Origin of the sequence: Paenibacillus macerans (assembly GCF_050565405.1) — a bacterium.
GTDB classification, from domain to species: Bacteria; Bacillota; Bacilli; order Paenibacillales; family Paenibacillaceae; genus Fontibacillus; species Fontibacillus macerans_B.
Window position 1 is genome coordinate 419,289 of sequence record NZ_JBNYYG010000001.1, and the last position, 12,177, is coordinate 431,465.

Here is a 12,177-nt window from a genome sequence, read left to right on the forward strand (position 1 = left end):
CGCGCGAAACGCCGCCGAATTTAACGAACCCAAGGAGTGGATGGAACATGATTTTACAGGTTAGTCCTTTGATCGCCATGAACGGAAAAGCTGCGGAGGCGATCGCTTTTTATGAACAAGCGCTGCAGGCGAAGGTGGCATTCAAGCAAACCTTCGGCGAAATGCCGGAGCCCAAGGAGCCGATGAGCGAGGACGTGCAGAAACGCATCGCCCATTCCGTGCTGAAGCTGGGGGAATCGGAACTGTACGTGTCGGACGTATTCCCGCACGAGCCGCATCAAATCGGCAACCAGGTTACGGTGTGCGTTACGACGAGCACGGCGGAGCATGCGCAGCAGCTGTTTGACGCCCTGAAACAAGGAGGGCAGGTGAATCAGCCGCTGCAGGCGATTTATTTCAGCCCGGCCTACGGGGTCGTGACCGACAAGTTCGGCGTTGCTTTCCATATTTTCACCAAGCGTCCTTCCTGATCACCCAAACCTTAACGGCCTTTTTGCCTTCGCGGCGAAAGGGCCGTTTTCCGTTAGATATGTTATGATAAAAACAATTAAGCCCCAAAAGGAATGCAAACGCCGAACTTACCGGGAAAGGAGGGGCAATAGCCCTGTGACTGCGACTCTTTGCGAAATCACGGAACAAGCATGGCTGGAGCGGGGGGAGGCGCCGGATCGGGAAGCTTTGTTTTTCGTGACCACGCTTTGCGGTACCTGCCAATTGGCCGAAAAAATGCTGAACATCGCACGGGCATCAGGCCCCTGCATCCCGGTCTCCAAGCTGAATATCAATTATGCCCAGAAGCTGCGGGAAGAATGGCGGATATCCAGCGTACCCTGCCTGATCGTGCTGGAGGACGGCAGGCCGGTCCGGCAGGAATACGCCATGCGTTCGGTCGTGGACCTGCGCGATTGGCTCAAGATCTAGGGGAAACGCGGCGGAGAGTTGATGGACGGGGGAACCCATACTTTTTGCGAAGGTGGTCGTTACATATGGAATTACGGGAAGCGATGGAAGTTATCGGGCGGATTCGCCGCAACATCGGCGAGGTGGTAGTCGGCAAAGCGGAGGTCATCGACCTCTTGCTCGCTTCGCTGCTGGGCAACGGGCATGTGCTGCTGGAGGACGTGCCGGGCACCGGTAAAACGCTACTAGCGAAAGCGCTTGCAAAGTCGCTCGGCGGCGAATTCAAACGGATCCAGTTCACGCCGGATTTATTGCCCTCGGATTTGAGCGGCATCAATTTCTACAATCAGAAAAGCGGGGAATTCGAATTCCGCCCGGGGCCGGTCTTTACCCATGTGCTGCTGGCCGACGAGATCAATCGGGCGACGCCGCGCACGCAATCCAGCCTGCTGGAGTGCATGGAGGAGCGGCAAGTGACGATCGACGGACATACGCACAAGCTGGCCTCTCCGTTTTTCGTCATGGCTACGCAGAATCCGGTCGACCAGCAGGGAACGTTCCCGCTGCCGGAAGCGCAGCTGGACCGCTTCCTGATGCGTATCGCGATGGGCTATCCTACGGCCGGCGAAGGGGTGGCCATCCTTCAGCGGTTCAAGGAGCGCGAGCCGCTGGCCGAGCTGCGGCCGGCCGCTTCGGCGGCGGAAGTGGCCGCAGCGCAGCATTTTGCGCAGCGGGTCCGGGTGCAGGAGGATTTGCTCGCCTACATCGTAGCGATCACCGAAGCGACCCGGAAGCATCCGGAGGTGAAGCTGGGGGCAAGCCCGCGGGCCAGCACGGCGCTGCTGCGCGCTTCCCAGGGATACGCGCTGATCCAGGGCCGCGACTACGTTACGCCGGACGACATCAAGGCGGTGGCCGCCCCCGTGCTGGCGCACCGGCTTCTGCTACGGCACGGGCTGCGAAGCGCGGATGATCAGAGCGGCGAAGTGATCCGCCAGGCACTTGGCCAAGTGGAGGTGCCGGCCGAGGCGGCGTTCGCGGCGGCAAAGGGGAAGCAGGTGGATTGATCGATGCAGCTGCCATGGCTTATCCTTAGCGCCCTGCTGATTCTCGTGGCGCTGACGGCCGTATACCGCTGGCGGGCGCTGAAGGGCATCCGGTACGACCGCTATTTCTCCGAGCGGGCGGTGTTCGAGGGCGATACCGTCGAAATGGTCGAGGTGATCGCCAACGCCAAGCTGCTGCCGCTGCCCTGGCTGCGCCTGGAGTCCAGCATCGCCGCCGGCTTGACGTTCGGGCAGCAAAGCAACCTGGCCATTCACGCCGGGGAGATTTACCAGAACCACAGCAGTCTTTTTTACCTGAGGCCGTACCGGCAGATTACCCGCCGCCACCAGGTAACCTGCTCCCGCAGGGGGCAATACCGCCTGGAATCGGCGACGATGACGACGGGGGACCCGCTTGGCCTGAACGCCGAGGTCATGCAGTTCCCGCTTCGGCTCGAGCTGCTGGTTTATCCGCGGATCCTTTCGCTGCCGGAGCTTCCGCTGCCGAACCATAGCTGGCTGGGAGAACTGCCGGTCCGGCGATGGATCGTCGAGGATCCGTTCCTGACCGCGGGCATTCGCGAGTACCGCCCCGGCGACCCGCTGGGGAACATCAACTGGAAAGCGACGGCCCGGACCGGGGAGCTGCAGGTGCATAAACGCGATTATACCGCCGATCACCGGCTCATGATTTGCCTCAACCTGGAGGTCAGCGATTCGATGTGGAGGACCGTCATCGAACCGGAGCGCATCGAACTGGGCATCCGCTACGCGGCGACGGTGGCCGAGCACGCGCTGCGCAGCGGGCTGGCGGCGGGATTCGTCTGCAATGCGCGGCTGGCGGACGGCCCGAGGGAGCCGATCCGCATCGAGCCGCAGGCATCGGCCGACCAGCTTGAGCTGCTGCTGGAGAGTATGGCGCGGATGGTGCTGGACAAAAGCGCTTCGATGATCCGCCTGCTGGAGCTCGAACTGGAGGCCGGCATGACCGATACCGACTATTTGATCATCTCCTGCCACCAGGGCGAGAAACTCGCGGAAACCGCCGATCTATTGCGGCTAAGCGGCAACGGCGTGGAATGGATGGCCATTCCCGCGCTGGATGGGGGGAAGGAAAACTCGTCTCCTGCGGCAGACACGCCGCGCCGGCCATAAATAAAGAAGAAGCGCCGATCAGGAACCGGGCGCTTCTTCTTTTAATTTGGCCGTAATCAGCAAACGTTCCGGGGCGGGCCCAACGTAAGTGAACGGGTAGCAGGTAATCAGCGTCAGCAACGGTTCCGTCGAGGATTGGACCGCATCGGCATCGTGTTCGTCGACGATTTGTCGTTCCGTCACCTCATAGGCGAAATGCCCGGACACCGTCTCGATTTCGATCGTATCGCCTGCCTTGAGCTGTCCCAGGCTGCGGAATACGGTATCCCGATGTCCGGCGAGTACGCTGTTGCCGTTCTCCCCGGGAAGCGGACTGCCAGAGTAATGTCCCGCCCCCAATTTCAGCGGCCCGGAGGTGGTGCCTTCCGCGATCGCATAGCGCTGATCAAGCGTAGGGAAGGCGATTTCGCCGAGGATGTCGCCTTCGGCGGCAAGCGTCTGCGTCGCCGCCTTCCCCGAGCCGCCCGTCTGCCGCAGTTTCCCGGCCAAATCGGCGGTAAGCGGCGTTTCCTCCTCGGCCCTCGCGACGCCGGCGTCCGTTTCCCGCTGCAGTTTATCCCATCGCTGCAGCGCCCGCTCCGCTTGCAATGGGGCGTTCACGGCTTGAAACACGGAGTAGAGCAACACGCCTAGGGAGCCGAGGAACACGAGCCAGACGGTCATTCGCAACAACGAACGCTTTTTCATCGTCGTCTACCGGCCGGACTTCCGGAGGAAGAGGCCGGTTCCGACCGTGGCGACCAGGCTGATGAAAATCAGGTTAAACCACGGGTTGGCCGTCTGCGGCAGCTCGTCGAGCATGCCGGCGCCGGCGCCGGTGCCGCCTCCATCCGGTTCTCCCGACGGGTTAGGCTGGCTTTCGGGCTGCCCCGGTGTCGTTAGATCCCCGGGCCCTTCCTGTCCGTTCGGACCGGGGTCGCCGGAAGCATCGGGGGCGTCCGCGTTCGGGTATCCGGCATTCGGATCCGTCGGGACGTTGCCCGGCGTTGCCGGAGCATTCCCGTTAACCGGCTTCAAGTCCGGCTGGGAGGGGCCGTTTGCCGGAGGGTTTGTCGATCCGCCGCCGCTGGAAGGCGGTTCCTCCGCATATGCGGAAAACAAGAACGCGATCGTTGCGGCTTTGCCCTGGTATTCATTGCCGGCTTCTTTCGGGAAAATCACGTTCAAGTCGAGCTGGTTTTCCTCCCCGCGGTTCAGGCGGCCGAGGGCGATGTCCTGCTGCTCCAGCTGCAGAGTGCCTGCATAGATGACGGTGGGACCATCCTTTACGGTCAATTGCAGTACATCGAAGAATTCCGTGTCTCCCGATACGAAACGCGTGCTCATCCGGTAATCGAAATCCGCAGCGCTATCGTTGGCGACCGTAAACGAACGGATCACCTGATCGCCCGGCTTCAAATTGCTCATGGGCACTTCGCTGCTCAGCTCCGTTCCGATCCGCAGCTTGACTTTGTCGTCGGCGCTGGCATGTCCGGCCTGCCACACGACTCCTGCCAGGATGGAAACGGCGTAAATGGCCAAGGCATATTTGCGGTATCTGCGAGTCTTTGCAATCTTCACTTTTCCCCATCCTTTCCCCAGCGTTCCGATCCCCCTCAGGCGGTAAGCCTGCCGTCGCCGGAGGATGGGCATTCGCTATTATGTTCGTTATAACGAACTATACCTATGTCTATTATATATAAATTTAACCAAATGGAAAGGGGAAAAATGAACAGTTATGGATCAGATTATGCCCGGCCGTATCGGAGACCCTAGACTGTATTCATCACGCGGCTGTAACGGACTGTATAGACCTTATTTGGAGTGTTTTCCACATTTTCTAGCTCTTACGGACTCCACAGCCCTTATTTGACTCATATCTCGCTCAAAGGCTGCATTTTCCGCCCAATAGCGTCTCTGGAGTCCGTTACGTTTTGAAAAGGCGCTTTTACGGGCAAATAACGTCCGTACGGTCCGTTAGCGCTCCGAGCAACCCTGGTTCGGCCTGCCGCGCGAGCTAGGACGGAGTGCCTTCCGCCGAGCCAGCCAGCCGCGAGCTAGGACGTAGTGCCTTCCGCCGAGCCGGACCGCCGCCTGACACACATGGATTGTGCCGAGCGATTGCGTCCGGGCTATACTCGGAGTTTGTCCTTCCAGCAAGCAACAAGCCAGTTCCTGCCGTACACCATTCGGGCCTCGCTGCCCAAGGCCTTCTTCGGTTGTCGGATCCGGCCGGGTTCACTTTGCGTTACGGGGAGGCCGCGTGCCTCTCGCAAACCGGATCCAGTCCCGGCCGGCCCGCAGAATCTCCTTGTATCCCGGAGGTCTGACGAGATAATACGGGGTGATGAGGCCGCCCCAGTTCGTTTTCGATTGAGCGACGGACGGGATATTGGCTCCGGCAAAATCGAATTGGGTGAATCCATGCTCCGACAGGTCCTGCAAGGCGAAGCTTTGCGATTGCTGGACCACGCCCCGGTTCAGATGGTCCGTTTTGCTGGCGGCGACCCAACCGAAGGCGCGCTGGCCGTCCAATGAGAGCACGACGCTCGCGCTGACCGGCTCCCCGGACGGAGCATAGCAGACATAGGCGCGAAAGGCTTCGGGGCCGAGCAGGCTTTGCGCGAGCTCCAAATCGGCTTGGGTCAGCCGGTGGCTGAAGCCCTGGCGCGACTCCGTTCCCTGCAGGCACTGATGCACCTCCGCCATATCCCGGCTGAGCCCGGTCCGGTAACCGGCGGCGTCGGCCTTTTTGATCTTCGCCCGGATTTCCGTGCTGGCATGCTCCAGGCTGTAGGGAAGTCCGGTGACGTAGGTATATTTGACCTCCGCCTTGAATCCGTGCCACAGAAATGGACGGATGTCGGCGATATCGGGCGGGAATACGAAGCTGGCGCCGCGCTGGGTCTCCAGCAGGTCGGCGATCATCGTTTTGGCCACTTCGTGCCACTGCCGGTCGATTTTGAACGGCTTATCGGTCGGCGTCGAGCGGAAGGCGAGGGGGTGATAGGGATTGAGCGGCGGGAGATACAGCTGTCCTTTTTTATTAAAGAAAAACAATCCTTCTCCCCGAGCCGCCGAATTCGGCGCTTCCCATTCGGCCAAGCGCACGCCGCACTTCCATTTTCGAACGTTGAATTCCGCCCACTTCAGCCATAATTCGCGATTTTTCATAAGGAAATCCGTTGCTCCTTCCTTCACGGCATTATTGCTAACCTATGATCTTGTCCTCCCGAATATGAGTCATGCGGATGAGGCGGATAGGGGCAAATGCCAGTTGCCCCGTCCGAAGCTTGGACATTGAATATAGCGGGAGCTCCGATAATGCAAGATAGGCGCTCGCAAAGGAGGGATGCTCATGATTCAAGTAACGAAATTCGGTGCGCGCGGCGATGGGCGCTCCGACGATACGGCGGCGATCCAGAAGGCGCTCAACGAAGCGGCGAAAAGCGGAGAAACCGTTTATTTCCCCGTTGGCGTCTTTATGGTCAACCCGGCGAAGACGCTGCGAGTCGGCGGGAACACCACGATCAAAGGCGAGGGCCGGAGCTCGGTGATCCGGGCGGCGGCAGGCAGCTTCGGTTGGGAACTGATGCGCGTGTCGGGCAAAGACGTGAACATCGCCGGCATCGCTCTCGACGGCCAGCGGCGGGTTAACCGGGTACTGGCCATCGCCGGCGGCAGCGCGCGGATCACGGTTAGCGGCGTGGCCGTTCAAGGGGCCACTCACAGCACGGACCGGCGGAGCGAGTATTATGCCGGGGTGGTATCCGGCATCGTGGTATTGGGCAATACCGAGGCGGTAACGATCGCGGACTCGGAGGTCGCCGACGTCGTGGCCCGCAATTTGGCGGGGGCCGGCCTCGTCGCCCGCGGAATTTATGTAACCACCACCTGGGGCAGCAGAGAACTTGCGGCCAAAAAAATAACGATCACGAACTGCTACATCCATCATATCGGCCCTGCGGACGACGGCGACGGCATCTATTACGAGGATCCGGCCATGGAGGATAACCGGGGCGCGGAGCTGGACAGTCTTATTGAGGGCAACCGCTTCGATTATTGCGCCAAGCGGGCCGTAAAGATTTTTGCCAGAGGCATCATCGTCCGCGGAAATTCGATCAATAATCCTTACTTGAACGATAACTACTATATGGGGACGGAAAAAGGCCGGCGGGCCCCGGACATGTATTCGGCCATCAGCATCTACGGCGGCAACGTTACGGCGGAGGGCAATCGGATATCCGGCAGAGGCAGTTTTTATGCGGCGATCGAGGTAGGAGCCGGCTTCCCGGTCGAAAAGGTCGCGATTGAAAACAACAGCATTACGATGGGCAATAACAGCACGATAAAAGGCACGACGGCGATTCGCATGGGCAATATCCGCGACTTCCGGGTGGTGTCCAATACGATCCAAGGCGGCGAGCGGGCGATCTGGACGTGGCAAAACGCCGAGGAAGGACGGATCGAACGCAACGTCATCCGGATGCTGCAGGGCGGGGGCATCGATCTAACCACCTATCTGCGCGGGTATGTGCAGAAGAACATCACCTGCCTGAACAACCAAATTACCGCGGCGACGTTCAAGGTCCTGACGTCCGCTTCCACCAATTCGAATGTGGTGGTACGGTAACCCGGCTCCCCGCGAACTTGATTCGAAGCCGAACAACCAAACTTTACTCTGGCCTTTTTAGGCGGAAGGGTAAAGTTTTTTTCATGGATGACTACTAAAAATGCAAGGCTTTGAATATAACACAATATACCAAACAACTTGGTAGACAATAGAAGCCGATGACCCGGAGAAGGAATGGTAGGATATGGAAGGCGATAAAGGGATTCTGGTCATTTCCCTCGATTTCGAATTGTATTGGGGGGTCCGGGATATTTATAGCAGGGCGGAATACGGGCGGAAATGGTTGCGAGAAAGAGAGCAAATTCCCCGATTGCTAGATTTATTCCGGAAGTTCGGCGTTCACGCGACTTGGGCGACGGTGGGGTTGCTGTTTTTCGCCGATCGGCGGGAGCTGATGGCCGGGCTGCCCGACTTAAAGCCGGGGTACGCCGATGGCCGGCTGTCGCCCTATGGCGATATCGAGAGCGGACGGATCGGCGAGGGGGAAAGGGATGATCCGTACTCCTACGCGCTTTCGTTAATCGGGCAAATCCGGGATACTCCGGGGCAGGCGATCGGCTCGCATACGTTTTCCCATTTTTACTGCCTGGAGAAAGGGCAAACGGATGCCCAGTTCTACAGCGATCTGCAAGCGGCGGTAGCCGTGGCCGATCGGCGGGGGATTACCCTGGAAAGCCTGGTGCTGCCCCGCAACCAGCTGCGCCGCAAATACGTGGATCGGCTGGGCGAATTGGGCTTCAAGTCGTATCGCGGCAATCCGCACCATCGGTTATACCGGACCGGCTATTCGGTTTCCGATACCGCTTGGCACCGGGGGATGCGGCTGGCCGACAGCTATATCAACCTTACCGGCCATCATACCTACCCCGTGAATTCGATCTCTCCGAGGATTCCGCTGGACCTGCCGGCCAGTTTTTTCTTCCGTACGCCGCCCGGGCCGCTGGTTCGGCTCGAACCGCTGCGGCTGAAGCGGTTGAAGGACAGCATGACCTATGCGGCAAAACACGGACAGGTGTATCACCTCTGGCTGCATCCCTATAATGCGGCGGAAGAGGCCGGGCTCCGTTCGATGGAAACGCTGGTGCGCCACTACCGCGAGCTGGCCGATTATTACGGAATGACCAGTATGAATATGGAGGAACTGGGCAACGCGGTTTTGGCGGCGGCGGGGGAGTCGGGAGAGCCGGAGACAACCGGAGACACGAAGGAGATGCAAAATATTAAGGGGATTCATGGCATTAAACAAATGGGGTGATCGATCTTGGACATGGAATACCTGTGGAAATCCGTCAGGCGTCATTTTCTCGCTTTCCTGCTCGTGATTGTGGCGTGCATCGGTCTGGCCGTGCTGCTGAATGAGCTGGTGGCTCCCACCTACCGGGCAAATGTCAGTCTGGTAGCCAATATCGTGTCGAATCCGGAGTCGAGTACCTATAACGAATTTCTGGCGAGCCAGATGCTGACCAAAACGTACGAGGATACGATCCAAAGCCGGTACATCGCCAGCGAAGTGAAGAAACAGGTATCCACCCCCGACTCGATCATCCAGCTGCTGAAAAAAATCAAAGTGCGGACGGATCCGGGCACGCTGGTCATCATGCTGTCCTATACCGGCAACGAGCCGAAAGAAGCGGTGGCGATCGCCAATGCGTTTGCGGAAACGTTCATCGCCAAGTCCAAGGAAATCGTGACGAGCGCCAACGTCTCCATCCTCGACTCGGCGAGCATGGAAGAAACCTCGATCCCGGTTAGCCCGCGCAAAGCGATGAATATCGCGCTGGCCGCCTTCGTAGGCTTGTTTGCGGCGCTCAGCCTGACGTTGATGCTGGAACGCCGGGCCCGGAACAAGAAGCCGCGGCGGCACGTGCCGGATGATGATCCCGGACTGGGGGACACTTTGATCCGCATAGAAGAGAAGTATAAAGGAGGGGCGGCGAGATGATGAATTTTGCCATCGCAGGCTGCGGCCATATCGCCTATAAGCATATCGATGCGATCGAAAAAACGGAAGGGGCTCGCTTGATCGCGGTCTGCGACCCGAATCCGGGGCGATTGGAGGAAATGCGGGCGATTACGCAGGCGGCGGCATACCCGGATCTCGCTTCGCTGTTGGCCCGGGAATCCGGCGTGGACGCCGTATGCATATGCGCGCCGAGCGGGCTGCATGCCGGGTTAGCGCTGGAAGCGATCCGGGCCGGCAAGCATCTGGTCCTGGAGAAGCCGGTGACGCTGGATTTGGCGGAGGCGGAGCAGCTGCGGCAGGCGGTCCGCGACGGCGGCCTGCGGGCAACGGTCGTCCACCCCAACCGTTACAGGCCGGCGATTCGGCAGCTGAAGGCGGCCCTGGACCAGCAGCGCTTCGGCAAGCTCAGCCACGTGAACGTGACGGTTCGCTGGAACCGCAGCCAGGCTTACTACGATCAAGCAGCCTGGCGGGGGACCCGCGCGATGGACGGGGGCGTTCTGCTGAATCAGGCGATTCACAGCCTGGATTTGCTGCAATGGCTGTTCGGCCCGGTGGCGGAGGTGAAGTCGCTGGTCGCCACGCGGATCAAGCAAATCGAAACGGAAGACGTGGCGATCGCGGCGATCCGGCTGGAGAGCGGGGCCTTGGGGGTGATCGAGGCGGCGACTACGGTGTACGGGCACAATCTGGAGGAGACGATTTCCGTGTTCGGCGAGGAGGGGTACGCCGTCATCGGCGGGCCAACGGCCAACTGGATCCGGCACTGGGCATGCGCCTCGATGGGCCGGGAGGAAACGGCCGAGCTGATCCGCGGGGTGGAGGAGGATCCGTACGGTGTACCGGGCCACCGTTGCATTATCGAAGACCTGGTCCGCGCCGCCCGGGAAGGGCGGGAGACCGAGATTACGCTGGAGGACGGGATCCGCGCCGTGAAGCTGGCGCTGGACATGACCGGCGGGGGCAGCGGCGAATTGGCCCGGTCCCGGTGAACTGAATCCCCTGCAAGATTCCGCGAATTTGAGGGAAAGGTTCAGTGAGATTCGGGTGAGAGAAAGGAGGAGAGGTTTCGATGCATACCCGGTTGGAGAGTACCGGACATTCGGGGTTGGAGCGCATGGACTTGCTGCGCAAGCTGGAGGACAAAACCGCGGTGATCGGAGTCATCGGTTTAGGTTATGTCGGCTTGCCGCTGGCCGTCGAGAAAGCGAAGGCGGGTTACCGCGTGATCGGCTTTGACGTGCAAAGCCGGAAAATCGAGATGCTGAACGGCGGCCATAATTACATCGGCGATGTGGTGGACGAGGATTTGCGCGGCATGGTGGAGGACGGACGGCTGTCGGCGACAGCGGATTACTCTTTTTTGGCCGGCGTGGATGCCGTGGCGATTTGCGTTCCGACCCCGCTCGATATCTACCAGCAGCCGGACACGAGCTACGTGGAGAACTCCACGCGGGAAATCGCCCGTTTTCTGCATCCGGGAATGCTTGTCGTGCTGGAGAGCACGACCTATCCCGGCACGACGGAGGAGTTGGTTCGTCCCATCCTGGAAGCGACGGGGCTGCGCTGCGGGGTTGATTTTTTCCTGGCTTATTCTCCGGAACGCGTGGATCCCGGCAACAAGCTATATAACACGAAAAACACGCCGAAAGTGGTCGGCGGCGTTACGCCGGCCTGCTCGGAGGTGGCCGAAACGCTGTACCGCCGGGTGCTGAACGGCGATGTCCACGTCGTCTCCAGCCCGGCCGTGGCGGAAATGGAGAAAATCTACGAGAACGCGTTCCGCCATATCAATATTGCCTTGGCCAATGAAATGGCGATCCTGTGCAGCCGTATGGGGATCAACGTGTGGGAAGTGATCGATGCGGCGAAGTCCAAGCCTTACGGGTTCATGGCCTTTTATCCGGGACCGGGGCTGGGGGGGCACTGCATTCCCGTCGATCCGTTTTACCTCACATGGAAAGCTAGGGAATACGGCTACCATACCCGTTTGATCGAGCTGGCCGGGGAGATCAACAACGCCATGCCGGAATTCGTGGTGCAGAAGATCGGCGACATCCTGAATAACGACCGCAAGTCGCTGCGTGGGTCTACCGTCTACTTGCTGGGCGTGGCTTATAAAAAGGATATCGACGACTACCGGGAATCGCCGGTGCTGAAGATGATCGGCCTGCTGGAGGAGCGGGGCGCCACCGTATGGGTCAGCGACACGCATATCGCGGATTTTCAGTACCGCGGCCAAAGCTACATTTGCGAGGAACTGACGGAGAAGCGGCTGAATGAGGCCGACATCGCCGTAATCACCACCGATCACTCGGGCTTCGATTACGGGTTGATCGGCCGGGCCCGCCGCAGCCTGCTCGATACGCGCAACGCGATGAAGGACCGGGTCAAACCGGACCGCTATTATTTGCTGTGAACGCTGAACGATCTACATAACTTCCAGCAGCCCAACCGGATAAATGTTTTTTGTACAACATTTATGGGTCGTAGCAGGGCTA

The 12,177-nt window shown here is 59.7% G+C and carries 12 protein-coding genes; 9 read left to right on the forward strand and 3 right to left on the reverse strand.

Annotated features, from left to right (window positions below; genetic code table 11):
- Positions 1–47 precede the first annotated feature (47 nt).
- The 4 genes from ACQ4N8_RS01635 to ACQ4N8_RS01650 all read left to right on the forward strand — a co-directional run bounded on the left by ACQ4N8_RS01635 (position 48) and on the right by ACQ4N8_RS01650 (position 3,101).
- Complete coding sequence (locus tag ACQ4N8_RS01635; protein ID WP_430702562.1) at positions 48–470, forward strand: VOC family protein; 423 nt, start codon at positions 48–50, stop codon at positions 468–470.
- Between the two features lie 136 nt (positions 471–606).
- Positions 607–921, forward strand: a complete 315-nt coding sequence (locus tag ACQ4N8_RS01640) for a thioredoxin family protein (RefSeq protein WP_430702563.1) — start codon at positions 607–609, stop codon at positions 919–921.
- Positions 922–986: 65 nt separating this feature from the next.
- Entirely contained in the window at positions 987–1,967 is a 981-nt protein-coding gene (locus ACQ4N8_RS01645; RefSeq protein WP_430702564.1) for an AAA family ATPase, read from the forward strand.
- A gap of 3 nt (positions 1,968–1,970) precedes the next feature.
- Positions 1,971–3,101 carry a DUF58 domain-containing protein gene (locus ACQ4N8_RS01650; RefSeq protein ID WP_430702565.1) on the forward strand — a complete coding sequence of 377 codons (1,131 nt, stop codon included), beginning with the start codon at positions 1,971–1,973 and terminating at the stop codon, positions 3,099–3,101.
- Positions 3,102–3,119: 18 nt separating this feature from the next.
- On the opposite strand, the gene ACQ4N8_RS01655 is transcribed toward ACQ4N8_RS01650, so the two are convergent.
- From ACQ4N8_RS01655 to ACQ4N8_RS01665, 3 genes are all read right to left on the reverse strand, one after another.
- Positions 3,120–3,788, reverse strand: a complete 669-nt coding sequence (locus tag ACQ4N8_RS01655; RefSeq protein WP_430702566.1) for a class D sortase — start codon at positions 3,786–3,788, stop codon at positions 3,120–3,122.
- A 6-nt stretch (positions 3,789–3,794) separates the two neighbouring features.
- On the reverse strand, positions 3,795–4,661 hold the full coding sequence (locus tag ACQ4N8_RS01660; protein ID WP_430702567.1) for a hypothetical protein: 867 nt from the start codon (positions 4,659–4,661) through the stop codon (positions 3,795–3,797).
- Between the two features lie 657 nt (positions 4,662–5,318).
- Positions 5,319–6,254 carry a GNAT family N-acetyltransferase gene (locus tag ACQ4N8_RS01665; protein WP_430702568.1) on the reverse strand — a complete coding sequence of 312 codons (936 nt, stop codon included), beginning with the start codon at positions 6,252–6,254 and terminating at the stop codon, positions 5,319–5,321.
- Positions 6,255–6,438: 184 nt separating this feature from the next.
- Between ACQ4N8_RS01665 and ACQ4N8_RS01670 the strand changes: the two genes are divergently transcribed.
- The 5 genes from ACQ4N8_RS01670 to ACQ4N8_RS01690 all read left to right on the forward strand — a co-directional run bounded on the left by ACQ4N8_RS01670 (position 6,439) and on the right by ACQ4N8_RS01690 (position 12,095).
- Entirely contained in the window at positions 6,439–7,713 is a 1,275-nt protein-coding gene (locus ACQ4N8_RS01670; protein ID WP_430702569.1) for a glycosyl hydrolase family 28-related protein, read from the forward strand.
- A 184-nt stretch (positions 7,714–7,897) separates the two neighbouring features.
- Positions 7,898–8,968 (forward strand): polysaccharide deacetylase family protein, encoded by a 1,071-nt coding sequence (locus tag ACQ4N8_RS01675; RefSeq protein ID WP_430702570.1) that lies wholly within the window; start codon positions 7,898–7,900, stop codon positions 8,966–8,968.
- A 12-nt stretch (positions 8,969–8,980) separates the two neighbouring features.
- Positions 8,981–9,655, forward strand: coding sequence for a YveK family protein (locus ACQ4N8_RS01680; RefSeq protein ID WP_430702599.1), 675 nt, complete (start codon positions 8,981–8,983; stop codon positions 9,653–9,655).
- Entirely contained in the window at positions 9,652–10,668 is a 1,017-nt protein-coding gene (locus tag ACQ4N8_RS01685) for a Gfo/Idh/MocA family protein (protein WP_430702571.1), read from the forward strand. Before ACQ4N8_RS01680 ends, ACQ4N8_RS01685 begins: the two co-directional genes overlap by 4 nt.
- An 80-nt stretch (positions 10,669–10,748) precedes the next feature.
- On the forward strand, positions 10,749–12,095 hold the full coding sequence (locus ACQ4N8_RS01690; protein WP_430702572.1) for a nucleotide sugar dehydrogenase: 1,347 nt from the start codon (positions 10,749–10,751) through the stop codon (positions 12,093–12,095).
- Positions 12,096–12,177: the final 82 nt, after the last annotated feature.